Below are 24,580 nucleotides of genomic sequence, written 5' to 3' on the forward strand. Positions count from 1 at the left end.
GTCAGTCCAGGGTGACGGCCGCCCGGCCGGCGGCGTTGAGTCGGGAGAGGAAATCGCGGGAGTTGGCCTCGGCGCGAAGGTACTCCTCGTCGCTCAGACCCGCGCCCAGGGCCACCGCCTTGCGCAGCTCCGGACCAATCAGGTCGCCGGGGGCGTGGGCGTCGTTGTTGATGACCAGGGTCGCGCCGTGCTCCCGCGCCAGGGCGGCCACCCGGCCGTTGGTCAGGCTGTGGCCCTTGCGGGTGGTGATCTCCAGCAGCACGCCGCGTTCGGCGGCCAGGGCCGCGTCCTGCGGGGTGAGCAGGCCGGGGTGCGCCAGCACGTCCGCCCCGCCCTCGATGGCGGCCAGGTTGGTCCCCCGGGCCACGGGCTCCACCACGGTCTCGCCGTGCACCACCACGATCTCCGCCCCGGCCTCGCGGGCCAGGCGGATGGTCTCGGGAATGAGGGGCGGCGGCACGTGGGTGATCTCGCACCCGGGGATGATGTCGATGTCCATGTGGGCCGAATAGTTGGCCGCCAGGCGGCGCACGTTCGAGATGACGTGCTCCAGGGTGGAGAGGTCCACGTGGTCTGTGACGGCCAGGGCCTTGTAGCCTGCCACGCGGGCGCGGCGGGCCAGCTCCGCCGGGATGAGCGCGCCGTCGGAGAAGGTGGAGTGGGTGTGCAAGTCTATCATTTACATCTTGTACTTGTCTTCGGGGTCGAACTGCTCCAGCAATTCGTTCCACTGTTGGGCGTCGTCCCCGCGCAGCACCGGCTTGCCCGACACCTTGTCGTCGGTCCCGGCCTCCTCCAGCACGGCCTCGGCAACGCGGATGGCGGCCTCGCAGCGCAGAGCCAGGGCCACGGCGTCCGAAGGGCGGGAGTCGATGCGGATGACGTCCTCGCCCCGGAGCACCTCGATCTCGGCGTAGTAGGTGCCGTCCACCAGGGAGACGACCTCCACGGCGCGGACCTCGCCGCCCAGGTCGCGGATGGAGTTGAGCAGCAGGTCATGGGTCATGGGGCGGGGGAGGGAGACGTCGTTGAGGGCCATGGAAATGGCCATGGCCTCCATGGCCCCTATCCAGATGGGCAGGACCCGGGATTCCTCGGAATCCTTGAGGATGAGGACAGGCACTTGGGAATCTTCGTCCACGGCCAGTCCGAACACGTGCATCTCTACCATGGCGACCCCGCTGGCTTGGCGGAAAGGGAATGTTTCTTTGCCTCGATTATAGTGACACGGGCGATGGAGCCGGTCAAATCGGTCCCGTTTTCGGAAGGCATGTTCACCACCCGGCCCCATGGGTCGCGGCCCATCCAGGAAACCCCGCCATCCGGGTCCGGCTTGCGGCTGGCCCCTTCGAAGAGCACGTCCGCCTCGGCGCCCACGCGGGCGGCGTAGGAGGCTTCGGTCAGCTCGTCCTGCAGGGCCTGCAGCCGGGCCAGCCGGTCCGCCTTGATCTCCTCGGGGACCTTGCCTTCCATGCGCTCGGCGGCCACGCCGGGGCGGTCGTTGTATTTGAAGGAGAAGCTGGACTCGAAGCCCACATGGGCCACCAGGTCCAGCGTCTGCTGGAACTCCTCCTCGGTTTCGCCGGGGAAGCCCACGATGAGGTCGGTGGACAGGGTGATGTCAGGCCGGGCGGCCCGAAGCCCCTCCACCAGGGAAAGATAGCGGGCCGTGTCGTAGCGGCGGCCCATGCGGCGCAACACCCGGTCCGAGCCGGCCTGCATGGGCAGGTGCAGATTGGGGGCCAAGTTGTTCAGCTCGCCGAAGGCGGCCACCACCTCGTCGGAGAGGTCCTTGGGGTGGGAGGTGGTGAAGCGCAGCCGGTCGACGCCCGGGATGGCCGTCACCGCCCGCAGCAACCCGGCGAAGCCGGTGCCGTCGCCCTCGGGGTCCAGGCCGTAGGCGTTGACGTTCTGTCCCAGCAGGGTGATCTCCCGCGCCCCCTTGGCGGCCAGTTCACGGCACTCGGCCAGGATCTCGGCCGAGGGCCGGGACTTCTGCCGCCCGCGCACGTAGGGCACGATGCAGTAGGCGCAGTAGTTGTCGCAGCCCTGCATGATGGTCACGAAGGCCTGCGGCGGCACCCGTTCGCCCTCCCAGTAGGCGGGGCGGGAGAGGAAGCCGTCGGCGAAATCCAGCAGGCTCAAGCGCTCGGCGGGGTCGTCCGCCACGCGCTGCATGGCGCCGGGCGCGCCAGCCAAGCCGTCCGCTCCGAAAACCAGCCGTACGTGGGGAAAGCGTTCCAGGAACCACGCCCCTTTTTGCTGGGCCACGCAGCCGCCCACGGCCACGAAACCGCGCTCGGGGTCGTTGCGTCGCACCACCGGTGCCAGGCGGCCTGCCAGGCTGGCCACCTTTTCCTCGGGCTTGGCCCGCACGGAACAGGTGTTGATGACGTGCGCGGCGGCCTGGTCGGACTCGACCTCCTCCCAGCCGCGGGCTCGCAGGGCGCGGGCAAGCCAGCGGGAGTCGCCCGCGTTCATCTGGCAGCCGAACGTGTGGATGTGGAATCGCATCGTGGGCTAACTAAGGTCTGCAAGGTGGAAGTAAAGGGCTTCTCTGCCCGCGCCCGGCGGCGGGGTCAAGTCAGGACAGGGCGTCCAGAAGCCACAGGGAGATGAAGGACAGGGCGCGGGCGCGAACCTCGCGCCGGTCCTGGTTCTCGGCGTCGATGACCAGCTCCGCGTCCGGGTTCTCCTCGTACGGCTCGTCAACGCCGGGCACAGGGCCCAGGCCCTCCACCTCGCGGCCGGTGCGCTTGCGCTCCAGCGCCTTGGCGTAGAGGTCGGCCATGACCTTGCCTTCGGGCCGGGCGGACTCCCGTTCCATGGCCGTCTCCAGGGAGCAGCGCAGTTGGACCTCGCAGAAGACGGGGATGACCCGCCGGGCCCGGTCTCGCCAGGCGCGGCGGTGGGCGGTGGCGTCCACGACCACCCCTTTGCCCCCGCGCACCAGGAAGGCGGCCTCGTCCACGAACATGGCGTAGGCCCGCTCGCGCTCCTCTTCGGTGTATTTGGGGTTGGGCACGTACTGCTTCCGCTTTTCGTCCATGGCCAGGTAGGCCACGTCCATGCCGCGCTTGCGCAACGCCTGAGCCACGGCCCCGGCCGCGCTGGACTTGCCGCAGCCGGGCAGCCCGGTGAACCAGGCGGCCCAGCCCCTGCCCCGGCTCACGGGAGGTATCTCCCTGTGTCTGTGAAGTCGAAGCGTTCCGCGGCCAGCACCCGCTCCATGAAGTGCAGCAGGGCGGCCCGCACCTCCTCGGGGTGGTCCGGGTACCATTCAGGCGAGGCCACCACCAGGCAGCGAAAGACGAAGAAGGGGGCGATGACGGACAGCACCTCGGTGTCTCCGCTCTCGGCCAGGTAGCTCTCGAAGAAGCGGTGCCACAGATCGGCGAAGGGGCCTTCCAGGCGCCCCTTGTCCAGCAGGGCCAGCAGCAGGTAGTTCACGGCCATGGAGGCTAAATCCCCGGCTGGTTCGCCCCATTCGCCCCGGCTCCGATCAAGCACGTGGAACCCGTGGTCCTCCACCAGCACGTTCCAGGGGTGAAAGTCGCCGTGCACCTGGCTCAGCCGGTGGGACTTGTCACGAAGGAACCAGCGCCAGTCGATGAGGGCCTTTTCCAGGTTCCGGAACCGCTCGTCCGGGAAAGGTGCGTAGGGATGGGGGTAGGCTTCGTCCACCATGCCCATGATGCACTCGCTGGAGCCCAGCAGGTCGCGCACCCGGCGATGGTACAGGGGCGGGTCGTTCTTCTTCCTGGCGTGGATGCCGGCCAGCCAGCGGGCGAACTCCGTGGCGCGTTTGCGGTCCTTGGACCGGAAGTCGCCCTGCCGGATGCGGGCCAGCTCCTGGTAGTAGTCGTGGCCCGGAAGCATTTCCGTGACCAGGAAGAACTCACTGGGCCGCTCCATGGGGTGCAACTCGCCGCGGCCGTCCACGTATCCCACGCTCAAGGGCTTCACGTGGCGGTCCAGCCGCTCCGAGGTCTCGTACTGGAAGAGCAGGATGGAGGCGCGGTCCCACATGTGCTGGTGGCCGTACTTGTCCCCCTTCATCACGGACAGGACGGCCTGCCGCTCCGTGCCGTCGGCCAGCCGCAGCTTGAAACGCACGGGCTTGCCGTAGCCGAATTTCTTGATGCCCTGTTTGTCCAGGGAGCCGATGTCGCCGTAGTCCAGCAGTGTGGCGCCCTGGCCGAAGGCCTTCTGGACAAAGGCCTGCAAACGCTCGGGTCCGAGATCGATCATTGGCGTTCAACTCCGTTTAGACCCAGGATAGCCCAATGAAGGCCGTCCGTGAAGCGCGCCGAAAGGTCAGCCCCGGAATCGCTCGGGATCGAGGCCGATGCGGGCCAGGGTGTTCTGCAGGGCGACCCGGGAAAGCCCCGACTCGCGGGCCGCCTGGCTGACGTTGCCCTTGGTGCGCTCCATGAGTTCGCGCATGTACCCTTGGGTGAATTCATCCACCAGCCGCGCCTTGGCGTCCTTGAAGGGCAGGGGGGCGGCCGAGGTGCCGTCCGGGACTCCGGGGGCGTGACCGCCGTCCGCCAGGCGCACGGCGGTCACGTCCACTTCCTCGCCGGGGCTGAATACGGCCAGCCGCCGCATGAAGTTCTGCAGCTCGCGCACGTTTCCGGGCCAGTCGCGGCGGCTCAGTTCGCCCACCGCGTCGGGCGAAAGCACCTTCTCTCCGGAGCCCAACTCCCGGCAGGCGCGGCTCAGGAAGGCTCCGGCCAGCAGGGGCACGTCCTCCTTGCGCTCGCGCAGGGGCGGCACCCGCAGGGTGAGCACGTTGAGGCGGTAGTAGAGGTCCTCGCGGAAGGAGCGGTCCGCCACCAGGGCGGCCAGGTCCTGGTTTGTGGAGGCCACCACGCGGGTGTCCACCCGGATGGTCTCGGAGGAGCCCACCGGCCGCACCTCCCGCTCCTCCAGAAAGCGCAGCAGCTTGGTCTGCATGGTGGGGGAGATGTCGCCGATCTCGTCCAGGTGCAGGGTGCCCCCGGCCGCGGCCGCGATCATGCCGCGCCGGTCGCGGTCCGCGCCGGTGAAGGCCCCTTTCACGTGGCCGAACAACTCCGACTCCTGCAAGTGTTCCGGAATGGCCGGGCAGTTCACCGAGCGGAAGGGCTTCTCCGCGCGGGGACTTAAGTCGTGCACCAGCCGCGCGGCCATCTCCTTGCCGCTGCCGGATTCGCCCTGCACCAGCACGGTGTAGTCGGACTGGGCCACGGCCGCGATGGCCGAGCGCAGCGACTCCATGGCCGGGCTTTCGCCCAGAAGCTTGCCCTCGGTGCCCTCCACCAGGCCGCGAAGCCGCTCGTTCTCCGCCATGAGGCGGGAGCGCTCCAGGGCCAGCCGAACCGCCCGGAAGAGCTGCTGCGGCTCCACCGGCTTGGTCAGAAAATCCGTGGCCCCCAGCTTCAGCGCCTCCACGGCGGTCTCGATGGTGCCGTGGGCGGTGAGCACCACCGCGGACAGGGAGGGGTGGTCCCGCAGGGCGCGCTTGAGAAGGCTGAGGCCGTTCATGGCCGGCATGCGCAGGTCGGTGAGCATGGCCCGTACGCCTCCCCGGCCCAGTTCGGCCAGGGCCTCCTCCCCGGAGAAGACCGCGTCGGTTTCGGCATCGGGAAACTCCGAGGAGACCAGCCGTGCCAGCCCCCGGGCGAAGTCACGCTCATCGTCAACGATGAGGATGCGGTCGCTCATGCCGCTCCCTCCTTCCGCCGCGCCTCGTCCAGGGGGAAGCGCAGCTCGATTCTGGCCCCGCCCAGGTCGGAGCGGGAGGCCTCCACCCCGCCGCCCAGGTCGGACATGAAGGCGTAGATCACGGTCAGGCCCAGGCCGGAGCCCTGGTTGACCTCCTTGGTGGAGAAGAAGGGATCGAATACGTTGCCCAGGTCCTCCTCCGGTATCCCGGGGCCGTTGTCATCCACAGCCAGCACCACCTCGCGCGCCTCCTCGTCAAGGGCGGCCCGAAGGCGGACCACGCCGCCCTCGTCCGGCGCCGCGTCCAGGGCGTTGAGGATGAGGTTGGCCGCGATGTGCTCCACAACCTGCGGCTCCACGCCCACGGGCGGCAAGTCGTCGGAACACTCCTGGCGGAGCTCGGCGCTCTTCTTGGCGGCCTGCACGGAGAATACCTGGGCCACCTCGCCCACCACCTTGCGGAGGTCCGTGGCCTGGTCCGTGGCCACCTTGGGCCGGGCGAAGTTGAGCAGATCACGCAGCACCCGCTGGGCCTGGCGGGTGTGCTTGATGATTACCTCCACGTCGTCGCGGGCGGCGTCCTGCTCCGTTCCCTGCCCTGTCCCCTGTTTGATGAGCTCGGCGTAGCAGAGGATGACCCCGAGGGGATTGTTGATCTCATGGGCCAGCCCGGCGGCCAGCTTGCCCACCGTGGCCAGCTTCTCCGAGCGGTTGATCTGCGAGAGCATGCGTTTCTCCGCCGTGGTCTCGCGGGCGGAGACGATGAGCCGTCCGCCGGACTCCGGCCCGCCGGGCACGGGGTGGAAGCGCAGCAGGAAGGAGCGGCCGCAGTCGAGATTGACCTCGCGGGCCAGGTAGCGACCTTCCAGCGCCAGGGCGGGGATGTCGCACGTTCCCTCGTCCGTGCCCGCGCAAAGGTGGGGCACCAGGGAGGCGTCGCCCGGCTCCTCGGCAGTGCCCAGGCCCAGTTCGCGGGCCAGATCGCGGGCGGCCTGGTTGCGCACCACCACGTGGCCGGAGGAATCCAGCAGCAGCAGGGGGTCGCGGATGCCCTCGAAGATGGCCTGGAGGTTGGCGGTGTGGCGCAGCAGGCTGTCCAGGGAGCCCAGGTTCTCGGCCGCGATGCCCAGCTGCCGCCCCAGGGCGCGCAGCACTTCGGCGTCCTCGTCGGTGAAGGAGCCATCCGGTTTGGTCCACAGGCAGAGCAGCCCCTCGGGGCTGCCCTCGCCGGACTCCACCGGGATGAAGGCGGCGTGTTTTTCGATGTGCGGCTTGGACTCCGTGAGCAGTTCCTTCCAGTTGTCAGGCAATTCGGGCCGCCGCTCCGGGTCCGGCCAGGCGTGGAAGGAGGAAAGGGAGAAGCCGCAGACGTAGCCCGCCCGGGCCAGGTCAAACCGCTCGGCGATGCGTGGCAGGGCGCGCTTCCACAACTCGCCCCGCGTCTGGGAGGAGTTGAGCCCGGCCAGCAGCCGCACGAACAGCTCCACGTCCGCCTGCCGCTCCTCGAACTGGCGGGCCAGCTCGCGGGTGCGGTCGTCCACCATGACCTCCAGCTTGGAGGCGTACTCGCTGAGGCGCCGGCGGGTGTCGTAGAGGTGCTCGCCCAGCATCTCCATGCCCTCCACCATGGAGCTCAACTCGTCGCGGCTCTCGATGTCGCGCAGCAGCCGTTCGCCCTTGGCGTCGGTGAAGTGGCGGCGGAAGATTGAGGTCAGGCTGCGCAGGTTGTCCGAGACAACCCGCTTGAATACCAGGTGCACAGCGGCCAGGAAGAGCAGGGCGGAGAGGCAGAAAATGAGCAGGTAGGCCATGACCTTGGAGCGGATGGTGCTCACCGAGGCGGACACGGGCAGGCCGACGAAATCCAGGCCGTCCACCGCGCCCAGTTCGTGCCCGAAGCCCCGGTCGCCGTACTTGTCCAGCAATTCGGGCGGAGCGTCGGCCGGGTCGCCGTGGCAGCGCAGGCAGGATTCCTTGAAGCGAACCGGCCTGGCCATGACGAAATGCTTCTCCCCGTCGATTTTCTTGTATCCCTGCCAGAGCTCCAGCTCCCGGTTGTCGCGGAAGTGGCGTATGAGATCCATCTCCACCGTGTTGGCCTCGAAGTCCGGGTTGCGGGCGTCCACCGCCACCCGGCGGTACAGGCGCGGCCCGCCGCCCTTGCCCGCGCGGGCCGTGACCTTGCGCGAGACGTAGGAGGAGGACATGGCCTCGATGACGAACTTTTCCGGCATCTCCTGGTACATGGTGGGGCGCAGGGTGGAGCGCACGTAGTGCTGGATGGCGTCGACCTGGTGAAAGACGATCTCCGCCTTGTCGCGCACCTCGTGCTCCAGGATCTGGCGCATGTGCAGGTAGAATCCGGCCGCGAAGAGGCCCCCGATGACCAGGGCGGCCACGGCCATGGCTGCCAGGAAGCGGGACTGGATGGTGGATGGATGGAACAGTTTCATAGGCTCGTCCGATGCGCGGCGCGGGATGCGCGGGAAGGGGAGTGGTAACGCTCCCGGAGAAAAAAGCAAGCCCCCCGGCAAGGGCCCGGCTTGACCGGGAATAGCCCGAGGGATACCAGGGAGGGTAGAGGAAAAAAAGTATCCGCCGCGCGGCGGGGCCGTGCCAACCCCGGCAAGGGAGGCGCCATGTCCATGTCCCTGCAACTCGTTCTGGCCGCGGCCATGGGGCTTGTCTCCGTGGACCTCTTCTCCCGTGCCTGGAAGGGTTTTCTGGGAGCGGTGGCCGCCGTGGTCCTCAATCGCAAGGGGTGGATCGGCCGCCGGGCGATGCTCATGCGGCTGCACGGCCACTTGGCGCTGTCGCTGCTCTGCATGCTGGCCCTGCTGGCCTCCTTCAGGGTGTATCTGGACTCGTTCGGCCTCGGCGGGTCCACAGCCGAGCAGATGGTCTACCTGCTTGCCTGCGTCGCCCGCATGGCCGTTTTCTTCAAAAATTTCTCCAGCGACCTCGACGCCCTGTTCCGCACAGAGGAGTAGCTACTCCTTGACTGGAGCCGGGCCGCGCGGGGGGTATTCGATGGTGGAACGCGCGCCCAGGTCGGCGTGGCCCACAATCTCCACGTCCGTGTAGTAGAAGGCGCCGGTCTCGATGCCGGTTTCGTCCACGAAGTCGGCCATTTGCTTGATGGGTGCGGACGCCTCGCGCAGCGCCGGGCAGATTCCCCAGATGAAGGCCGCGGTCACGGCCAGGCTCAGCAGGAAGGAGAGCCAGCGTTTGAGCGGGGATGCGTTTTCCATGTCGTCCTCGTTGAAGTCGCCCTCGCGGGCGGACATAGTGTCCGCCCGCGAGGGGTATGTGGTGGGGAGGGTGTGTACCTAGATCTTGGCGGTGATGTCCGGGAAGACCAGGTAGAACATGATGTAGGCCATGAGCAGCGTGAAGCACAGGTTGAAGGACTGCCCGGTGGCGTACAGGATGAGGGGCTTGCCTCCCTTGAAGTAGTGCTTCAGCTCGCGGAAGTTGGTGGCCAGACCGATGGCGGCGAAGGACAGGCAGAAGAACCAGCCCCTGCAGATGCGGGTGAGGCCGCGCAGCACGCCCTGGTCGACCAGGGTGAAGCCCGCGTCGGTGCCCAGGGAGGTGTAGATCAGCGAGAAGACGATGGAGGCGGTGAGGAAGCCCAGCACGAACTTGGGGAAGCGGTGCCAGATTTCCATCCAGGAGACCTTCTGGCCTTCCTTGCACTCCACCTTGGTGCACCAGAAGATGGCCACGCCGAAGGCGGTCACGCCGATGAGCACGTTCTGGATCATCTTGATGGTGGCCGCCACGTACAGGGCCTTCTCGGACAGGAACGCGCCCGCGGCCGCCACCGCGCCGGTGGCGTCGATGGTGCCGCCCATCCAGGCGCCGCCAAGGATGTAGGGCATGCCCGTGGCCTTGATGATCATGGGCATGACGATCATCATGATAGAGGTGAAGATCAGGGAGAGGCCGATGGCCAGGGTCAGCTCCTCCTTCTTGGCGCGGCAGGCCGCGGCCGTGGCGATGGCCGCCGAGGTGCCGCAGACGCTCATGTCCGCCGAGACGACCATGTTCAGGGTCTTGGATGGCAGCTTGATGACCTTCTGGCCGAAGATGAAGGTGGAGATGAGCACGATGGGGGTGACCACCCAGGCCACGAAGATGCCGGGCACGCCGATGGCGATGACCTTGTTGAAGAGCACCTCGGCGCCGAGGAGCACCAGGCCGGTCTTGATGAAGAACTCCACCTCCAGGGCGGGCTTGACCCACTTGGGGGTGCCCACGGTGTTGGAGATGAGCATGCCGATGGCGATGGCCCAGGCGGCGTAGCCAATGCCGTACTGCTTCATGGTGGTCTGTGAGGACATCAGGTAGGCCACCACTGCCAGGCCGAAGACGAAGACGAAGCCCTTGATGAAGCCCTTGGCGTCCTTGCCCATGAAGCGGATGCCCACGGCGAAGAACAGGCCCATGACCACCATCAGCGCCAGCAGGGTGGGGATGAGGTTGTAGGCCGAGTGGGAGACCTTCTTCTTGGCGGAGGACACGGCGGCCTTGGCCTGCAGCCAGCTCTCGATCTGGTTCTGGGCCCGCTCGTTGAGGGCCTGGTCCTGGAAGTTGGCACCGGCAGCGGCCCGTTGCGCTTCAAGGGCGGCCTGCCTGGCCTCCATGGCCCGCTGCTGGGCCGCTTCGAACCTGGGCATGTTCTTCTGGTTCAGCGCCTCGGCCTGGGCCTCGGACATGATGAAGGCGTTGAGGGGGTTGGTGGTCCAGCCCTTGGGCTTGCCCAGGAAGGACTTGATGGACTTGCCGATGGGCGAGTTGCGGGCCTTGATCTTCTCCTTCTCCAGGGTGGCCTCGTAGTAGGCCACGGTCTTGAAGGGGGCGCGTTCGGCCTCTTGCTCCATGACCTGGTTTGCCTGGGCGAAGGTCTCCTGCATGCCCGCGGGTTGCATGTTCAGGTAGATGAACCCGCCCACGATGAGAAGGAAGAAACCGAGCCAGATGGCCCAGTAATCCTCCTTTTTCCAGAGGTCGGACAGTTTGCTGCCCGCCTCGTCAACGACAACGTCGTTCTTGGTTTCCTCAGACATCAGCCACATTCCTCCTTGGTGATTTTCGGGCTGCGCCCGCCTGGGGTCGCCCGCTGTTTCCCATTCGGGAAACCCCATAGGCAAGCCTCGTGCCAGTTTGGACAAGGAGTTAATATTCTGAAATATTTGTTTATACTTGTTGAGCGGCTCGCGGGTGTGCAAAGCTGGATTGGCAACTGGGCAAGTGGGGTTGGCAGTTTCAGACTCCGGCGATGATATTTCTTGTGGCCAGATTCGAGTCCGTGTACTTGGGGCTTTCCAGAATCAATCGTTTGGAGGGTGGTACCATGAAGTGGAGCAATCTTATTCTGTTGGCCGTGCTGGCGTTGGGGCTGGGCGCGTGCGGGCCGGCCACGCAGAATATTCCGGTGAGTAGCAATCCCGCGGGGGCCACGGTCTTCGCCGACGGCAAGGAGGTCTGCCAGACCCCGTGCGAGGTGACCCTGACCCGGACCCAGGCGCACGTGTTGACCCTGAAGCACGACGGCTATGAGCAGTCCGACGTGCGGATAAAGCAGGTCTACGACACCGCGGGCGTGGCCCGCGACGCCACGGCCGAGGGCCTTCAGGCCAGCGCCAACGGGGCCAACCCCGAGGGTGCGGTGGCCAACGCCCTGCTCAGCGCGGGCTATCAGGAAGGCAACGGCATGGCCTACGACCTGTCTCCCACTTCCGTGGTGGTGAAGATGACGCCCGTGGGCGGCGCGGCGTCCGGCGCCAAGAAGGTGGCCGAGGCGGACAACGTGAAAACCACCGAGCCGGCCACCATGACCAAGGAAATCGAGGACAACCCCGAGGATACCCTCAAGGACGTGGCCAAGGAGGCGGCCGCCGCCGGGCCCACCGTGGGCGGCGACAAGACCTGGAAGAAGAGCCACACCTCCAAGCACCACGAGGGCGACGGCTCCTACAGCGAAACCAAGACCTCCACCAGCGCCAGCGTGGGCGTGCACGTCAACCCGGTGGAAGCCGGGCTGGAGGCCGTGGACCTGCTGGAGAAAGCCGCGGGAGGCGACTCCGGCTCGGACTCCGAATCCGACTCGGATTCCGATTCCTCGGAATAACGGCCGCACCGCGCCGGACGGCGCGGAACATGAACGCGCAAAAGCCCCGCACGGCGAGCCGTGCGGGGCTTTTGCATTTCCGGCCGCAAGGTTTGCTAGGCGGGCACCGTGTCCAGCCGGGTCTGGAACTCTTCCATGGAAAAGGTGTGTTCCTGGGTGCCGGGCAACTCCACGCAGAAGGAGGCGCAGGCCGCGCCCAGGCGGCAGGCGTCGGGCAGGCCGCGCCCTTCGGCCAGCCCCTTGATCAAACCCGCGCGGAAGGCGTCGCCCGCGCCGGTGGGGTCGGCCACGCGGTCGGGCTTGGCCGCGCCAACGCGTTTCTCCCCGCCGTTTTCGCGCACCACGCAGCCCTCGCCGCCCAGGGTGGTGACAACCGCCGAGGTCAGCTCCAGCAGGCCGTCCACGCCCAGGCCGGTGGCCTTCATGATCATTTCCAGTTCGTAGTCGTTGGAGACCAGGGCGGCCGAGCCCTCGATGGCCGAGGCCAGCTGTTCGCCGGAAAGGGCGGGGATCTGCTGGCCGGGGTCGAAGAGGAAGGGGATTTTCAATTCCCGCAGCTTGCGGGGATACTCCACCATGTCCGTGACGTTGCCCGGCGAGACGATGGCCAGGGCGTCGCCCGGCGGGACGCGGTCGAAGTCGAACTCCGAGGGCCGCTTCATGGCTCCGGGGTTGAAGCCGGTGATCTGGTTGTCCGACTGGTCCGTGGTGATGTAGGCCGAGGCCGTGAAGTCCGCCACGTGGCGGATGCCCTTCATGGTCAGGCCGAGTGCGCGCAGCCGCTTGGCGTAGTCGTCGAAGTCCTTGCCCGCCGTGGCCAGGATGGTGGGCGATTCGCCGAGAAGGGAAAGGTTGTAGGCGATGTTCCCGGCCGTACCGCCGAACCGCTCCTCCAGGCCCTCCACCAGGAAGCAGATGTTAAGGATGTGCAGCTTTTCCGGGAGGATGTGGTCCTGAAAGCGCCCCGGAAAGGTCATGATGCGGTCCAGGGCCAGGGAGCCGGAGACGAAGATGTTCACCTAGGCCTCTCCCTCGTCGGACCGGGCGCAGATTTCCTCCACCCATTCGGCGTAGGGCGGGTTGGCCTTGAGCACCGGCATGGCCGTGACGCAGGGCACGTCGTCCGGGTGCAGTTCGGTCACCGCGGCGATGACCTTGGGCACGTCGCGCATGCGGGTCTTGCCGATGAGGATGACTTCGGCGTCCTCCTCGATCTTGCCTTCCCACTCGTAGATGGACGTCACCTGGGTGAAGAGGTTGGCGCAGGCCACGTAGCTCTTTTCCACCAGCTCGCGGGAAACGCGGCGGGCGGTGTCCATGTCTGGAAAGGTCACGTACACGGCGGCCAGGGACATGGCTGCTCCTTTGTTGCCTTATTCGCAGACTACGGGGGCGTTCTTTTCCAGGCCGGAAAGGAACGTCACCATGGTCTCGATATCTTCATCTGACAGGGGGGCGCCATTGCCGCGCATGCGGTTCACGGTGGCGTCCCAGAATCCCTCGTCGCGTCCGAGGTTGCGGCAGACGCGCTCGTGGGAATGGCATTGGTTGCAGACATTGTTGAGGATTCGTTCTCCGTCGTCCGACGCCCTGCCCGTATGGGTGGTCATGGCCGCGAACACCAGAACGAAGGCCAGTAGACACAGTACCTTCATCAGCACCGACATGCGTTTGCCTCGCAAGGGGGGTTGGGTGCAATTGAAATCGAGTTCTTGTACTCCATGGCGGCGCTGCGCGCAACGGGTGTACTTCCGCAATCGTTCACAGCACAATGCGGCCCCACGGTTCCGTAGTATGCAACAGCCATCCACGAGCGGGTGAATATGTCCACATCCACTGCTTCCGACCGGGCCGGGCGTGCCCGGTCCATTTACAAGCGGCTGCGGCCTGAATATCCCAAGACGCTCTCTTTCCTCGATTTCGGCACGCCGTGGCAGCTTCTGGTGGCCACGGTGCTGGCCGCCCAGTGCACCGACGAACGGGTCAACCAGGTCACGCCGGAGCTCTTCCGCCGCTGGCCCGGACCCGGGGAACTGGCCGGGGCGGACCGCGAGGAGGTGGAGGCGGTCATCCGTTCCACCGGGTTCTATCGGCAGAAGGCCAAAAACCTGCAGGCCGCCGCGGAAAAGATCGTCGCGGAGCACGGCGGCGGGCTGCCGCCTACCATGGAGGAGATGGTCGCCCTGCCCGGCGTGGCCCGCAAGACTGCCAACATCGTGCTCTCCCAGGCGCTGGGAGTGGTGGAGGGCATCGCCGTGGACACCCACGTCAAGCGGCTGGCCTTCCGGCTGGACCTCACCGACTCGGACAAGCCGGACAAGATCGAGCGAGATCTCTGCGAGGCCTTCGAGCGGGACATCTGGGCCGAGATCAACCAGCTTCTTATCCACCACGGCCGGGCCGTGTGCGTGGCCCGGACGCCTAAGTGCTCGATCTGTCAGGCGAACGACCTGTGCCCCAAAAAAGGGGTGACAAAGTCGGCCTGAGCGGCAAGGATTGGCCCGCCCGAATCAACCCCAACCCCCCACGCTTTTCCATGGACAAACTCATCGTCGAACCATCCGGCCCCCTCTCCGGGGAGATTTCCATATCCGGCTCCAAAAACGCCGCCCTGCCCATTCTCATGGCCTGCATCCTGCCGCGCGGGCGCATTGAGCTGACCAACGTGCCGCATCTGGCGGACATCCGCACCTCCTGCAAGCTGCTGAACATCCTCGGCTGCCAGACCAGCTTCGAAAACGGCACCGTGGTGGTGGAGTGCGGCGACCTCGACCCCCACGCCCCGTACGAGCTGGTCAAGACCATGCGCGCCTCGGTGCTCTGCCTCGGCCCGCTCATCGCCGCCCTGGGAGAGGCCAAGGTGGCCCTGCCCGGCGGCTGCGCCATCGGCGCGCGGCCGGTGGACATGCACCTCAAGGGGCTGGAGCGCATGGGCGCCACCTTCGAACTGACCGAGGGCTACATCTACGGATCCTGCGACAAGCTGCGCGGCGCGCACATCGTGCTGGACTTCCCCACCGTGGGCGGCACCGAGCACCTCATGACCGCCGCCGCCCTGGCCGAGGGCGAGACCATCCTGGAGAACGCCGCCCGCGAGCCGGAGGTGGCCGATCTGGCCAACTTCCTCAACGCCTGCGGTGCGAAGATCAGCGGTCACGGCACCAGCGTCATCACCATCCAGGGCGTGCCCTCGCTCACCGGCTGCGAGTACAAGGTCATGCCCGACCGCATCGAGGCGGGCACCTACATGATGGCCGCGCCCCTCACCGGCGGCGAGATTTTTCTCCGCGACTGCCCCTTCCACGAGCTGGAATCCGTGGTCAACAAGCTGCGCGAGATGGGCGTTGGCGTGGAGGAGACCCCGGAGGGCGTCATGGTCCGCGCCGCGAAGGAACTGCTGGCCGTGGACGTGGACACCCAGCCGTACCCCGGCTTCCCCACGGACATGCAGGCCCAGATCACCACCCTCATGTGCCTGGCCAAGGGCGTGGGCACGGTGGAGGAGAATATCTTCGAGAACCGCTTCATGCACGTCATGGAGCTGAACCGTATGGGCGCCAACATCAAGATCAAGGGGAGCACGGCCATCGTGCGCGGCGTGGACAAGCTCGCCGGCGCGCCTGTCATGGCCTCGGACCTCCGCGCCAGCGCCTCCCTGGTGCTGGCGGGCATGGTGGCCTCCGGCTCCACCGAGGTGCAGCGCATCTACCACCTGGACCGGGGATACGAGCGGCTGGAGGAAAAACTGGGCGCGGTGGGCGCCCGCATCCGCCGCGTCAAGGGCTGATTCCCCGGGTCCCAAGCCGCCAAGCCGTTCCCGGACCGGCCGTGGACCTGACACGTTCCCAGGCCCCCCGCGCGGGGGCCGCCCTCTTCACCTGGCAGACCCTGGTCCCGGCCTTCGGCCTGGGCTGTCTGGCGCTTCGCCATTTCTGGCCCGCCCTGGGCGGGCTGCTCTTGCTCTGGTTCGTTCTGGCGCGCCTGGCCGACTGCCGGGCGCGCCCGCTTTTGCTGGCCCTGTCCTTCGCTGTGGGACTGGCCGCGGCCCACGCCGCCATGCCCGCCGCGCCCCAGGCCACCCCGGACTGGATGCTGCGCGGGGAAAAGGCCCGGGTGGAGGGCGTGGTGGAGGCGGTGGAGGGCAAGCCGGGGCGCGAGGCGCGGGTTATTCTGAACGAGGTGCGCTGCCGCCCGGGCGAAGCCGGATGGCGCGACCTGCCGGGCAAGCTGGCCTGGACGTGGCGGGAGCCCGTGTTTCGTCCCAAGCCCGGCGACCGGCTGGCGGCCCGGCTGCGCGTGAAGCCGCAGCGGGGCTTCGCCGGGGAGGAGAACTGGGACCTGCGCTTCTACTGGGCACGGCAGGGCGTGTTCTGGCGCGCCTGGAGCCAGCGGTGGTGGGGCGACCCCGAACTGCTCAAGGCGGGAGAGGGCGGCCTGGACCGGCGGCGGGCGGACATCGCCGAACGGGTGGCCGGGCTGACTCCGAACGGGCAGGGGGGAGCGCTGGCCGCGGCCCTGGCCACCGGCGACCGCTTCGGCCTGGACCGCGAAACCGTCGATCTCTTCAGACAGGCTTCCCTGGCCCATTCCCTGGCGCTCTCCGGACTGCATCTGGGGTTGGCCGCGGGGCTGGGGGCGGCCCTGGCCTGGCTGGCGGCGAGGCTGCGGCCGGGCATTCTCCTGGTGCTGCCCCTGCCCAAGCTGGCCGTGCTCTGCGGCCTGCCCCTGGCCCTGGCCTACCTCTGGCTGGGCGGGGCCGGGCCTTCGCTCGTGCGCGCCTTCCTCATGTTCACGGCCTGGGGCGGTCTTCTTTGGCTTGGGCGGCCGCGCGGCCTGCTGGACGGGTTGCTGGCGGCCGTGGCCCTGATTCTGCTGCTCAACCCCCTTTCGGTATTCGACCTGGGGCTGCGCCTCTCCGTGGTGGCTGTGGCCGGGATTCTGGCGGGCGCGCCGCTGGTGCGGCGGGGACTCTCCCGGCTGCTGGACGGCCGCCCAGCCTGGCTGCGCCTGCCCGCGTTGTGGCTGGGCTGCCTGCTGGGCGTCAGCCTGTGTGCCAACATCGCCCTGCTGCCGCTGCTTCTGCACAGCTTCGGCGTCATCCATGCCAACCTGCTGTGGAACGCGGTCTGGCTGCCCTTGCTGGGCGCGGCGGTCATGCCGCTGGACTTGGCCGGTTTGGCCCTGGCCGCCCTTCCCGGAGCGGAGGAAGCGGCCCGCTGGTGTCTGGCCGGGGCGGGCTGGCTGTGCGGGGCATGATCGAGACACTGCGGCTGGGCGATGAGGCCGGACTGGCCCCCACCGTGGCCGGAGCGCGCACCGGCTGGCTGGGCGCGGCTGGGTACTGGCTGTTTTGCTGCTGGCTGGTCTCACCCCGGCGGAGGAATTTGCTGCCCGGCGCGCTGGCCCTGGCCCTGCTGGCCGCGCCCGTGGCCTCGGGGTGGCTTGAGCGCGGGGTGGAGGTGCGGCTTCTCGACGTGGGGCAGGGGCAGGCCGTGCTGGTGCGCGGCCCGGACGGCGGGCGCACCCTCATCGACGGCGGCGGGTTCCCGGGGGATTTCGACGTGGGCGAGGCGCTGGTGGCCCCGGCTTTGCTGGCGGACCGCTCCCCGCGCCTTCAGCGTGTGCTTTTGAGCCACCCCCAGGTGGACCACGGCGGCGGGCTGGCCTGGGTGGCGGAACATTTCGATCCGGAGCTGTTCGCCTCCACCGGACAGACCTCGGACACCCGCTTCATGGAACGGCTGGAATCGGCGCTCAAGTCCGGAGGCATCTCCACTCGCCGCTTGCGCGCCGGGGATAAACTGGACCTGGGGCGGGGGCTGCGGCTGGAGGCGTTGCACCCGGCCGCGCTCACCGGCGACCTCAACGCCGACTCCCTGGTGCTGCGGCTTCTCTGGAACGGCCGCTCGCTGGCGCTGCTGCCGGGCGATGTGGAGGGCGAGGGGCTGAAGACCCTGCTGCGGCGCGAGGCGAACCTGTCCGCCGAACTGCTGGTGCTTCCCCACCACGGCAGCGACAACAGCCTCTCCCCCGCGCTGTACGATCGGGCGGACCCGCGAGTCGCCGCCGCCTCCTGCGGCTACCTGGGCCGCTTCGATTTTCCCGGCCCCAAGGTGCGGGCGGCCATGGCCCGCCGGGGTGTTCCCCTGCTGACCACCGCATCGCGCGGCGAACTCGCCTTCCGCTGGCAAGCCCCTGACGCGCCGCTGGAAATCCGCACCCGGCTGCCCGCCCCTTTCCCCCGGGATGCTTGCCAAATCGGACGGGTGGGCCTACCCTCCAGACCATGGTTCAAGCTCTCCGCCTTCTCGCCCTGAGCCTGCTTCTGGCCGTCCCGGCCATAGCCGCGGGCGACGATTTCAAGCACTGCCACGAGCCTTTCACCTCGCCGCCTGTGAGCATCCACGGCTCCTCCGAGGCCCGGCACGACGTGGACGTGAAGCTGCCTCCCTCCTGCCAGGGCAAGGATGTCCGGGTGACCTATTCGGGAGGCGAGGAGCGGCAGTACGCTGTCTGCGAATTCGAGGTGGCCTACGCCTCGGGTGGCTCCTCCAGGCCGGTGGAGGTGCTGGTGGAGGGCCTGGAGTCCGGCACTGTCGTCCTGGAGTCCGCCGTGAACGAGCCAGGACGGCAAGTGCGCGGCTCCTGTCTAGCCGAGAACGAGTACCGGGCCATGCGCGTCACCGTGTGCGTCTCCTGCGGTGGCGACGCAGAGGAGCGGAAAGCGTTCGAAAAGGAGCTTGAGCGATTCCTGGACTACTGACGCGCTTCATTGCGGGACGAGCGGGCTTGTGGACCGCGCTTCTCCCGGTGGCCTGCCTGCTGGCGGCCTCTCCGGCGTATGGCGGGGAACTGGACTTCTGCTTGGTCAACTGGCGGGCGGGACCGGCGGCCACCAATCCGGACAGGGAGGTTATTCGCTCGGTGGTCAAGCCGGTGCCCGAGGACTGCCGGAACCATCCCCTGCGTTTCACCCTGCTGGGCATGAGCCCCAGCCAGCGGGCCAGGTGCACCTTGCGAGCGACCTACGCGTCGGGAGGGTCCTCCGCCAAGGTCAAGGCGGCCGTGGACGGCCGGGAATCGGTCTCCGGCGAGTTGGAGACCGTCGAGGAAGAGCCCGGCCGCAGCGTGGAGGTGACCTGCCTGGCGGATGATCCCTACCGGGAGATGCACCTCTCAGTGTGCGTCTCCTGCGACCTCGCGGCAACCCCCGATCCGCTGGGCGGCGACGAATTCAGAATAGAGTTGGGGGAGTTCCTCAGCAAATAGGCGGCCGTCCGCGCGACCACAGCCGCGCCAGGACAATGCCCACCAAGTTCTGCTGCAGGGAGAAGAGCGCGCCGGGCAGGGCATGGGCCGCGCCGAAGAACTTGCCCGCCAGGGCCACCCCCAGCCCCGAGTTCTGCATGCCCACCTCGATGGACACGGTGCGGGCGGTGACGCGGTCGAAGCCCAGCAGCCGCGTCAGTCCGTAGCCCGCGCCGAATCCCGCCAGGTTGTGCACCACCACGGCCAGGGCCACCAGCCAGGGCAGGGCCAGGATGGTGGCCTGGTTGAGCCCCACCACGCAGGCGATGATGGCCGAGATGGTCAGGATGGAGACGGAGGGGAATACCCGCAGCACCGGGGTCAGCCTGTGCCGCAGCAGCCTGCGCAGAATCAGGCCGTCGAACAGGGGGAAGGCGGTTATCCAGAATACCGACTCGGCCATGGAGCGCCAGTCCACGGCGATGCGCGCTCCCTCCAGCCAGTGCACCAGGGTGGGGGTGAGGATGGGGGCCAAGGCGGTGGAGCAGAAGGTCATGACCACGGACAGGGCGGTGTCCGAGCGGGAAAGATAGGCGATGACGTTGGAGGCCGTGCCGCCGGGGCAGGCCCCGACAAGCACCAGCCCCAGGGCTGCCTCGGGAGGCAGATGCAGGGCGCGGGCGGTGGCCCAGGCCAAAAGCGGCATGGCCCCGAACTGCAGCGCCGCGCCCACCAGCACGGCGGGCCAGCGGGGCAGCACCGCCTTGAAGTCGGCGGGTTCCAGGCTCATGCCCATGCCGAACATGATGATGCCTAGCCCCAACGGGATGTGCGGGGCCAGCCAGGTGAACAGCGGCGGATGGAGCAGGGCGGCCAGGGAAAAGCCAACGGCCAGGGGCAGAAAGCCCCGCTCCACGCAGGCCGCCGCCCGGTTCAGCACGCCGCCTCCCGAACCGCCTCCCGCATGGCGCAGACCGTGCAGGTCTCGCGCTGTGTGGGAAAACCGCAGGTCAGGCAGGGGGACAGATCCGGCGGGGCCTCCCTGGCCTTTTCAAAGGCGGGACGGCCCCGCTTGAGGAAGTTTTCGTAGAATTGCAGCTTGGCCCCGGGACTCCGTTCCTCCAGGCCCGCCAGCAGTTCCTTGTGGTGGGTGAAGGAGGCGCCGGGGGAGTAGGGGCAGGCGGCGGTGCCGTGGTCGATGCCCGCCAGGAAGGCGTAGGCCGCGGTCTCGTACTCGCCCAGCCGGTACAGCGGCTTGATGCGGCGGGCGAACCCTTGCCTCGCGGGCATCACCGGCCCCTGGTCGGCAAGGTAGGCGTCGTCCCAGCGCAGGGTGTTGGCGAACAGCCTGGCGGTTTCGTCGTCGAGGTTGTGGCCGGTGGCCAGGGCCTCGAAGCCGCCGTCCATGGCCGCCTTGTTGAAGAGGTGGCGCTTAATGGCCCCGCAGGCGGCGCAGACCGGCCGGGTCAGGCATTCCTTGATCAAGGGGATGGCCAGCCCCTCCTCCGGGGCGGAGGCCACCTGGAGGGGGATGGATTCACGCTGGCAGAAGGCATCCACCTTGCCGAGCACCTGGTCCGAGGAGCCAGCGATGCCCAGGTAGACGTGCAGGCCGGTGATGTCGTGCCCCTGCCTGGCCAGTTCGCGGGCCAGGCCCAGGGAGTCCTTGCCGCCGGACAGGGCGACCAGAACCCGTTCGCCGGGGCGGATCATGGAGTGGTCCTTGATGGCTTTGGCCACCTGGCGGGAGAAAAATACGTCGAAACACTCCGGGCAGAAGCCGGTGTGGTGGGAGGGCAGCTTGACCTGGGCGGTTGCGCGGCAGCGGCGGCACTTCAAGGCTCTACCCCCTGGAACGCACCGGCCGCACGAGGATTTCATCCCCGTTGTCCAGGTGCCTGTCCGAAGTCAGCAGTTCGTCCCCTCGGATGACCAAGGCGTCGGTCTCCCGCAGGTTCAGGACATTGAGGAGCTTGCGCACGGTGCGCACGCCGTGCATTTCGTGGGCCTCGGTTTCCGGTTCGACGCGTACGTGGAGCATGGGAGGGTGTCAATAACCGCCCCCGGGGCGGCTGGCAACCCCTCCCGGTTTTTCCATTCCATCCGCTGGTTTTGCCGGGGGCGTATTGACCGAGAGGTGGAAATCCTTCATACAATACGGGAGAGACACAGCGGAGGAAGCGCACATGGCCGAACCTGAGAAGAAAGTGCTCGTAGTCGATGACGAGAAGCATATCCGCATGCTCTATCGCGAGGAGTTGGAGGCCGAGGGCATGACCGTGGCCACCTCCAGCGGCGAAGAGGACATCCTGGAACTGCTTGAGCGGGAGAAACCCAAGGTGGTCATCCTGGACATCAAGCTGGGGGCCAACCGCTCCGGGCTTGACCTGTTGCAGGAGATACGCTCCCAGGACCAGGACCTGCCGGTCATCCTCTCTACCGCCTACGACTCCTTTCAGCACGACCTCAAATCCATCGCTGCGGATTACTACGTGGTCAAGTCGGTGGACCTGAGCGAACTCAAGTCCAAGGTCGACCTGGCCATGAAGAAGGCCCTTTCCCAGAAGCACTAGCCCCGGCTGCCAACCCGCCTGGAACGCGGCCCGGACGCCGAGCGCGCCCGGGCCGCTTCTTGCCCTTCCGCCCCCTTTCTGCTAGCAGCCTGTGGACGATTGTCCCGCTGGCCGCGCCGTTTCCGCGCGGCCGCTTTCAGCCCGCCAAGAGGATCCGCCAAACCCCATGCTTGAATTCGACCTGGCCCGTACCCTGCAAAAGCTCGCGCTCATCCTGCCCGGGTTTTTGCTGGCCATCACCTTCCACGAAGCGGCCCACGGCTACGTGGCCTACCGACTCGGCGACCCAACGGCCAAGTTCGCGGGCCGGCTGACCCTCAACCCGCTGAAGCATCTGGATGTTGTCGGAACATTGGTTTTGGTCATCACCCAGCTCATTGGCTGGGCCAAGCCGGTGCCGGTCAACCCGCGCTTCTTCAAGGATCCGCGCAAGGGTATGATGCTGGTTGGGTTGGCTGGACCCATGACCAATTTCCTTCTGGCCGCCGTGCTGTCACAGCTATTCGCCGTGCTGGCCTCGCTGCAAGTGGCCGACCCCACCATGCGCTCCATACTGGTGCCCCTGGCGGGCATCTGCCAATGGGGCATGCTCATCAACCTGGTGCTGGGCTGCTTCAACCTGCTGCCCATCCCGCCCCTGGACGGCAGCAACGTGCTCTCCTACTTTCTCCCGCGCCAGGCGGCCTACCAGTACGAATCCCTGGGCCGCTACGGCTTCATCATCGTCATTCTGCTGGCCGTGACAGGCATGCTGGGGGAAATCCTGCTGCCGATGGTCAATTTCCTCGCCAACCTGCTTTTGTAAGGGATATCCCATGCAAGCCAACAACCGCATTGTTTCCGGCATGCGGCCCACCGGGCCGCTGCACCTCGGCCACTACTTCGGCGTGCTGCTCAACTGGGAAAAGATGCAGCGCGAGAACGAGTGCTTCTTTTTCGTGGCCGACTGGCACGCCCTGACCACGGACTACGCCGACCCCTCCCGCATCAAGGAGTTCGTGCCGGAGCTGGTCATGGACTGGCTGGCCGCGGGCCTGGACCCGGAAAAGTGCGTCCTCTTCCAGCAGTCCATGGTCAAGGAGCACGCCGAACTGCACCTGCTGCTGTCCATGATCACCCCCGTGGGCTGGCTGGAGCGCAATCCCACCTACAAGGAAGTGCGCCAGGAGTCCTCCAAGGACCTCTCCACCTACGGCTTTCTGGGCTATCCCGTGCTGCAGGCCGCGGACATCGTCATCTACCGTCCGCGCTACGTGCCGGTGGGCCACGACCAGCTGCCCCATCTGGAGCTGTCGCGGGAGATCGTGCGGCGCTTCAACCACTTCTACGGCGAATTCTTCCCCGAGCCCGAGGCCAAACTGACAACTTCGGCCAAGCTGCCCGGGCTGGACGGCCGCAAAATGTCCAAGAGCTACGGCAACGCCATCCACCTCAAGGACTCCATGGACGAGATCCGGCCCAAGGTCATGTCCATGCTCACGGACACCAAGCGCCAGCGCCTCAAGGATCCGGGCGAGCCCGAGGATTGCAACCTCTACCCCTACCTGGAGCTGCTGGAAGGCACCGAGCTGCTCGACGAGGTGCAGGAGGGTTGCCGGGCGGCTACGCGCGGCTGCGGCGACTGCAAGAAGCTCCTGGCCCAGCGGCTGGCCGAGTTCCTGGAGCCCATCCAGGCCCGCCGCGCCCAGTACGAGCGCGATCCCGACCTGCTGGCCGACGTGCTCAAGCAAGGCACTGACCGCGCCCGCGAGGAGGCGCAAGCCACCATGGAGCGGGTCCGCGAGCTCATCGGCTTCAACTTCTAGAGCTCCGCGCGAGGAGGCGGCGTGGCCGACCCACAGGTCTCGGTGCTGCTGCCGGTCCACAACGGCGCGGCCACCCTGGACCGCGCCCTGGAGAGTCTGACCCGCCAGACGCTTTCAGACTGGGAAGCGGTGGTGGTGGACGACGGCTCGGACGACGCCACCCCCGGAGTGCTCGCCACGTGGGCCGGGCGCGATCCGCGCATTCGCCCCATGACCCTGCCGCGCACCGGCATTGTCGGCGCGCTCAACGCCGGGCTTGCGGCCTGCCGGGGCCGCTACGTGGCCCGGCTGGACGCGGATGACGCCTGCCATCCCGAACGGCTGAAGCGGCAGGCCCACCATCTAGATTCCGACCCCGATCTGGGCCTTTCCGCCTGCCGGGTGGGCTTCGGCGGCTGTCGGGAGGCCTGCGCCGGGTACGCCCGCTACGTGGACTGGACCAATTCCCTCCTCGACTCCGGGCGTATCGCCCTGAACCGCTTCATCGAATCCCCCCTGGCCCACCCTTCGGTCATGTTCCTCGCGGACCTGCCGGTGCGCCTGGGCGGCTACCGCCACGGCGATTTTCCCGAGGACTACGAATTGTGGCTGCGATGGCTGGAAACCGGGGTGCGTATGGAGAAGCTGGCGGATGAACTGGTGGAGTGGACCGACTCGCCTGAGCGGCTCTCCCGCACCGACCCCCGCTACGCGCCCGGGGCATTCCACCGCATGAAGGCCACTTACCTGGCCCGCTGGCTGGCGGGGAACAACCCGCGCCATCCCCGGCTATGGGTATGGGGCGCGGGCAAAGTCTCCCGCCGCAACGCGGCGCATCTGCTGGAGCACGGCGTAAAGTTCCAGGGCTTCGTGGACATCGACTCGCGCAAGATCGGGCAGAAGGTGAGCGGCCTGCCGGTGATTGCCCGCGAGGACATTCCGGGCGATGCCTTCGTGGCCGTGTACGTGGGCAGCCTCGGAGCGCGGGAGGAGATACGGGATTTTTTGGAGAAGTCGGGGAGGGTGGAGGGCAGGGACTACATCCTGGCCGCCTGATTTCCGCCTGGTCCGAAATAAAAAAAGGCCGCCCGGCATGTGCCGGACGGCCTTTTTTTATGCGGCGTCAGCCT

General features: G+C 67.5%; 27 protein-coding genes. 12 read left to right on the plus strand and 15 right to left on the minus strand.

Annotation, left to right across the window (positions count from 1 at the left end):
- Position 1 precedes the first annotated feature (1 nt).
- From N911_RS0101685 to N911_RS0101715, 7 genes are all read right to left on the minus strand, one after another.
- Positions 2 to 679: a histidinol phosphate phosphatase domain-containing protein gene (locus N911_RS0101685; protein ID WP_029893735.1), complete on the minus strand. Its 678-nt coding sequence runs from the start codon at positions 677 to 679 to the stop codon at positions 2 to 4.
- Positions 680 to 1,171 (minus strand): bifunctional nuclease family protein, encoded by a 492-nt coding sequence (locus N911_RS0101690; RefSeq protein WP_029893738.1) that lies wholly within the window; start codon positions 1,169 to 1,171, stop codon positions 680 to 682.
- The gene (gene miaB, locus N911_RS0101695; RefSeq protein ID WP_029893739.1) at positions 1,165 to 2,514 is read right to left on the minus strand and encodes a tRNA (N6-isopentenyl adenosine(37)-C2)-methylthiotransferase MiaB; all 1,350 of its coding nucleotides are present in this window, start codon (positions 2,512 to 2,514) and stop codon (positions 1,165 to 1,167) included. The genes N911_RS0101690 and miaB overlap by 7 nt, the downstream gene beginning before the upstream one ends.
- Before the next feature lie 70 nt (positions 2,515 to 2,584).
- Positions 2,585 to 3,172 (minus strand): adenylyl-sulfate kinase, encoded by a 588-nt coding sequence (locus N911_RS0101700; protein WP_029893741.1) that lies wholly within the window; start codon positions 3,170 to 3,172, stop codon positions 2,585 to 2,587.
- The gene (locus tag N911_RS0101705) at positions 3,169 to 4,251 is read right to left on the minus strand and encodes a phosphotransferase family protein (protein WP_029893743.1); all 1,083 of its coding nucleotides are present in this window, start codon (positions 4,249 to 4,251) and stop codon (positions 3,169 to 3,171) included. The genes N911_RS0101700 and N911_RS0101705 overlap by 4 nt, the downstream gene beginning before the upstream one ends.
- A 66-nt stretch (positions 4,252 to 4,317) precedes the next feature.
- Positions 4,318 to 5,709: a sigma-54-dependent transcriptional regulator gene (locus N911_RS0101710; RefSeq protein WP_029893746.1), complete on the minus strand. Its 1,392-nt coding sequence runs from the start codon at positions 5,707 to 5,709 to the stop codon at positions 4,318 to 4,320.
- The gene (locus N911_RS0101715; RefSeq protein ID WP_029893748.1) at positions 5,706 to 8,162 is read right to left on the minus strand and encodes a c-type heme family protein; all 2,457 of its coding nucleotides are present in this window, start codon (positions 8,160 to 8,162) and stop codon (positions 5,706 to 5,708) included. The genes N911_RS0101710 and N911_RS0101715 overlap by 4 nt, the downstream gene beginning before the upstream one ends.
- Positions 8,163 to 8,348: 186 nt before the next feature.
- Between N911_RS0101715 and N911_RS0101720 the strand changes: the two genes are divergently transcribed.
- Positions 8,349 to 8,699: a hypothetical protein gene (locus N911_RS0101720; protein ID WP_029893750.1), complete on the plus strand. Its 351-nt coding sequence runs from the start codon at positions 8,349 to 8,351 to the stop codon at positions 8,697 to 8,699.
- Here the strand turns inward: N911_RS0101720 and N911_RS0101725 are convergent, their stop codons facing one another.
- Positions 8,700 to 8,996: a hypothetical protein gene (locus N911_RS0101725; protein ID WP_237559868.1), complete on the minus strand. Its 297-nt coding sequence runs from the start codon at positions 8,994 to 8,996 to the stop codon at positions 8,700 to 8,702.
- A 42-nt stretch (positions 8,997 to 9,038) separates the two neighbouring features.
- On the minus strand, positions 9,039 to 10,781 hold the full coding sequence (locus N911_RS0101730) for a YeiH family protein (protein WP_029893753.1): 1,743 nt from the start codon (positions 10,779 to 10,781) through the stop codon (positions 9,039 to 9,041).
- Positions 10,782 to 11,068: 287 nt separating this feature from the next.
- On the opposite strand from N911_RS0101730, the gene N911_RS17295 reads away from it, so the two are divergent.
- Positions 11,069 to 11,845: a PEGA domain-containing protein gene (locus N911_RS17295; RefSeq protein ID WP_051693823.1), complete on the plus strand. Its 777-nt coding sequence runs from the start codon at positions 11,069 to 11,071 to the stop codon at positions 11,843 to 11,845.
- Between the two features lie 95 nt (positions 11,846 to 11,940).
- Here the strand turns inward: N911_RS17295 and N911_RS0101740 are convergent, their stop codons facing one another.
- Genes N911_RS0101740 through N911_RS0101750 form a run of 3 tightly spaced genes read right to left on the minus strand, consistent with a single transcriptional unit; the run spans position 11,941 to position 13,512 of the window.
- Positions 11,941 to 12,864 carry a carbohydrate kinase family protein gene (locus tag N911_RS0101740; RefSeq protein WP_029893757.1) on the minus strand — a complete coding sequence of 308 codons (924 nt, stop codon included), beginning with the start codon at positions 12,862 to 12,864 and terminating at the stop codon, positions 11,941 to 11,943.
- The gene (cutA, locus tag N911_RS0101745) at positions 12,865 to 13,200 is read right to left on the minus strand and encodes a divalent-cation tolerance protein CutA (RefSeq protein WP_029893758.1); all 336 of its coding nucleotides are present in this window, start codon (positions 13,198 to 13,200) and stop codon (positions 12,865 to 12,867) included. It abuts the gene before it with no gap.
- 18 nt (positions 13,201 to 13,218) lie between these two features.
- Positions 13,219 to 13,512, minus strand: a complete 294-nt coding sequence (locus N911_RS0101750) for a c-type cytochrome (protein ID WP_029893760.1) — start codon at positions 13,510 to 13,512, stop codon at positions 13,219 to 13,221.
- Between the two features lie 156 nt (positions 13,513 to 13,668).
- Here N911_RS0101750 and nth point away from each other — a divergent pair, with 156 nt between their 5' ends.
- The 6 genes from nth to N911_RS0101775 are packed head-to-tail and all read left to right on the plus strand — an operon-like array spanning position 13,669 to position 19,114.
- A complete protein-coding gene (gene nth / locus N911_RS0101755; RefSeq protein WP_029893762.1) occupies positions 13,669 to 14,331 on the plus strand; it encodes an endonuclease III in 663 nt (220 codons plus the stop codon).
- A 50-nt stretch (positions 14,332 to 14,381) separates the two neighbouring features.
- The gene (gene murA, locus N911_RS0101760) at positions 14,382 to 15,632 is read left to right on the plus strand and encodes a UDP-N-acetylglucosamine 1-carboxyvinyltransferase (protein ID WP_029893764.1); all 1,251 of its coding nucleotides are present in this window, start codon (positions 14,382 to 14,384) and stop codon (positions 15,630 to 15,632) included.
- 41 nt (positions 15,633 to 15,673) lie between these two features.
- The gene (locus N911_RS18220; RefSeq protein ID WP_051693825.1) at positions 15,674 to 17,101 is read left to right on the plus strand and encodes a ComEC/Rec2 family competence protein; all 1,428 of its coding nucleotides are present in this window, start codon (positions 15,674 to 15,676) and stop codon (positions 17,099 to 17,101) included.
- Positions 17,065 to 18,162, plus strand: coding sequence for a ComEC/Rec2 family competence protein (locus N911_RS17305; RefSeq protein WP_051693827.1), 1,098 nt, complete (start codon positions 17,065 to 17,067; stop codon positions 18,160 to 18,162). Before N911_RS18220 ends, N911_RS17305 begins: the two co-directional genes overlap by 37 nt.
- A complete protein-coding gene (locus N911_RS0101770; protein ID WP_029893766.1) occupies positions 18,132 to 18,608 on the plus strand; it encodes a hypothetical protein in 477 nt (158 codons plus the stop codon). Before N911_RS17305 ends, N911_RS0101770 begins: the two co-directional genes overlap by 31 nt.
- A gap of 26 nt (positions 18,609 to 18,634) precedes the next feature.
- Entirely contained in the window at positions 18,635 to 19,114 is a 480-nt protein-coding gene (locus N911_RS0101775; RefSeq protein WP_029893768.1) for a hypothetical protein, read from the plus strand.
- Here N911_RS0101775 and N911_RS0101780 read toward each other — a convergent pair.
- Genes N911_RS0101780 through N911_RS0101790 form a run of 3 tightly spaced genes read right to left on the minus strand, consistent with a single transcriptional unit; the run spans position 19,104 to position 21,134 of the window.
- The gene (locus tag N911_RS0101780) at positions 19,104 to 20,033 is read right to left on the minus strand and encodes a bile acid:sodium symporter family protein (RefSeq protein ID WP_035104220.1); all 930 of its coding nucleotides are present in this window, start codon (positions 20,031 to 20,033) and stop codon (positions 19,104 to 19,106) included. The two genes, N911_RS0101775 and N911_RS0101780, sit on opposite strands and share 11 nt — an antisense overlap.
- Positions 20,027 to 20,932: a PP-loop family protein gene (locus tag N911_RS0101785; RefSeq protein ID WP_029893775.1), complete on the minus strand. Its 906-nt coding sequence runs from the start codon at positions 20,930 to 20,932 to the stop codon at positions 20,027 to 20,029. Before N911_RS0101785 ends, N911_RS0101780 begins: the two co-directional genes overlap by 7 nt.
- A gap of 4 nt (positions 20,933 to 20,936) precedes the next feature.
- Positions 20,937 to 21,134, minus strand: a complete 198-nt coding sequence (locus tag N911_RS0101790) for a ubiquitin family protein (protein ID WP_029893778.1) — start codon at positions 21,132 to 21,134, stop codon at positions 20,937 to 20,939.
- A 145-nt stretch (positions 21,135 to 21,279) separates the two neighbouring features.
- Between N911_RS0101790 and N911_RS0101795 the strand changes: the two genes are divergently transcribed.
- The 4 genes from N911_RS0101795 (at position 21,280) to N911_RS0101810 (ending at position 24,506) form a co-directional block, all read left to right on the plus strand.
- Positions 21,280 to 21,666: a response regulator gene (locus N911_RS0101795; protein ID WP_029893779.1), complete on the plus strand. Its 387-nt coding sequence runs from the start codon at positions 21,280 to 21,282 to the stop codon at positions 21,664 to 21,666.
- Between the two features lie 166 nt (positions 21,667 to 21,832).
- On the plus strand, positions 21,833 to 22,471 hold the full coding sequence (locus N911_RS0101800) for a site-2 protease family protein (RefSeq protein ID WP_029893781.1): 639 nt from the start codon (positions 21,833 to 21,835) through the stop codon (positions 22,469 to 22,471).
- 10 nt (positions 22,472 to 22,481) lie between these two features.
- On the plus strand, positions 22,482 to 23,471 hold the full coding sequence (trpS, locus tag N911_RS0101805; RefSeq protein WP_029893783.1) for a tryptophan--tRNA ligase: 990 nt from the start codon (positions 22,482 to 22,484) through the stop codon (positions 23,469 to 23,471).
- Between the two features lie 21 nt (positions 23,472 to 23,492).
- Complete coding sequence (locus N911_RS0101810; RefSeq protein WP_029893785.1) at positions 23,493 to 24,506, plus strand: glycosyltransferase family 2 protein; 1,014 nt, start codon at positions 23,493 to 23,495, stop codon at positions 24,504 to 24,506.
- Positions 24,507 to 24,580: the final 74 nt, after the last annotated feature.

Origin of the sequence: Desulfohalovibrio reitneri, assembly GCF_000711295.1 — a bacterium.
GTDB lineage: Bacteria > Desulfobacterota > Desulfovibrionia > Desulfovibrionales > Desulfovibrionaceae > Desulfohalovibrio > Desulfohalovibrio reitneri.

What these genes read in the sequence shown, in the direction of transcription:
- N911_RS0101685 (WP_029893735.1), bottom strand. Translation starts at nt 679, where the DNA reads ATGATAGACTTGCACACCCACTCCACCTTCTCCGACGGCGCGCTCATC.
- N911_RS0101690 (WP_029893738.1), bottom strand. Translation starts at nt 1,171, where the DNA reads ATGGTAGAGATGCACGTGTTCGGACTGGCCGTGGACGAAGATTCCCAA.
- miaB (WP_029893739.1), bottom strand. Translation starts at nt 2,514, where the DNA reads ATGCGATTCCACATCCACACGTTCGGCTGCCAGATGAACGCGGGCGAC.
- N911_RS0101705 (WP_029893743.1), bottom strand. Translation starts at nt 4,251, where the DNA reads ATGATCGATCTCGGACCCGAGCGTTTGCAGGCCTTTGTCCAGAAGGCC.
- N911_RS0101710 (WP_029893746.1), bottom strand. Translation starts at nt 5,709, where the DNA reads ATGAGCGACCGCATCCTCATCGTTGACGATGAGCGTGACTTCGCCCGG.
- N911_RS0101715 (WP_029893748.1), bottom strand. Translation starts at nt 8,162, where the DNA reads ATGAAACTGTTCCATCCATCCACCATCCAGTCCCGCTTCCTGGCAGCC.
- N911_RS0101720 (WP_029893750.1), top strand. Translation starts at nt 8,349, where the DNA reads ATGTCCATGTCCCTGCAACTCGTTCTGGCCGCGGCCATGGGGCTTGTC.
- N911_RS0101725 (WP_237559868.1), bottom strand. Translation starts at nt 8,996, where the DNA reads ATGTCCGCCCGCGAGGGCGACTTCAACGAGGACGACATGGAAAACGCA.
- N911_RS0101730 (WP_029893753.1), bottom strand. Translation starts at nt 10,781, where the DNA reads ATGTCTGAGGAAACCAAGAACGACGTTGTCGTTGACGAGGCGGGCAGC.
- N911_RS17295 (WP_051693823.1), top strand. Translation starts at nt 11,069, where the DNA reads ATGAAGTGGAGCAATCTTATTCTGTTGGCCGTGCTGGCGTTGGGGCTG.
- cutA (WP_029893758.1), bottom strand. Translation starts at nt 13,200, where the DNA reads ATGTCCCTGGCCGCCGTGTACGTGACCTTTCCAGACATGGACACCGCC.
- N911_RS0101750 (WP_029893760.1), bottom strand. Translation starts at nt 13,512, where the DNA reads ATGTCGGTGCTGATGAAGGTACTGTGTCTACTGGCCTTCGTTCTGGTG.
- nth (WP_029893762.1), top strand. Translation starts at nt 13,669, where the DNA reads ATGTCCACATCCACTGCTTCCGACCGGGCCGGGCGTGCCCGGTCCATT.
- murA (WP_029893764.1), top strand. Translation starts at nt 14,382, where the DNA reads ATGGACAAACTCATCGTCGAACCATCCGGCCCCCTCTCCGGGGAGATT.
- N911_RS0101770 (WP_029893766.1), top strand. Translation starts at nt 18,132, where the DNA reads ATGGTTCAAGCTCTCCGCCTTCTCGCCCTGAGCCTGCTTCTGGCCGTC.
- N911_RS0101790 (WP_029893778.1), bottom strand. Translation starts at nt 21,134, where the DNA reads ATGCTCCACGTACGCGTCGAACCGGAAACCGAGGCCCACGAAATGCAC.
- N911_RS0101795 (WP_029893779.1), top strand. Translation starts at nt 21,280, where the DNA reads ATGGCCGAACCTGAGAAGAAAGTGCTCGTAGTCGATGACGAGAAGCAT.
- N911_RS0101800 (WP_029893781.1), top strand. Translation starts at nt 21,833, where the DNA reads ATGCTTGAATTCGACCTGGCCCGTACCCTGCAAAAGCTCGCGCTCATC.
- trpS (WP_029893783.1), top strand. Translation starts at nt 22,482, where the DNA reads ATGCAAGCCAACAACCGCATTGTTTCCGGCATGCGGCCCACCGGGCCG.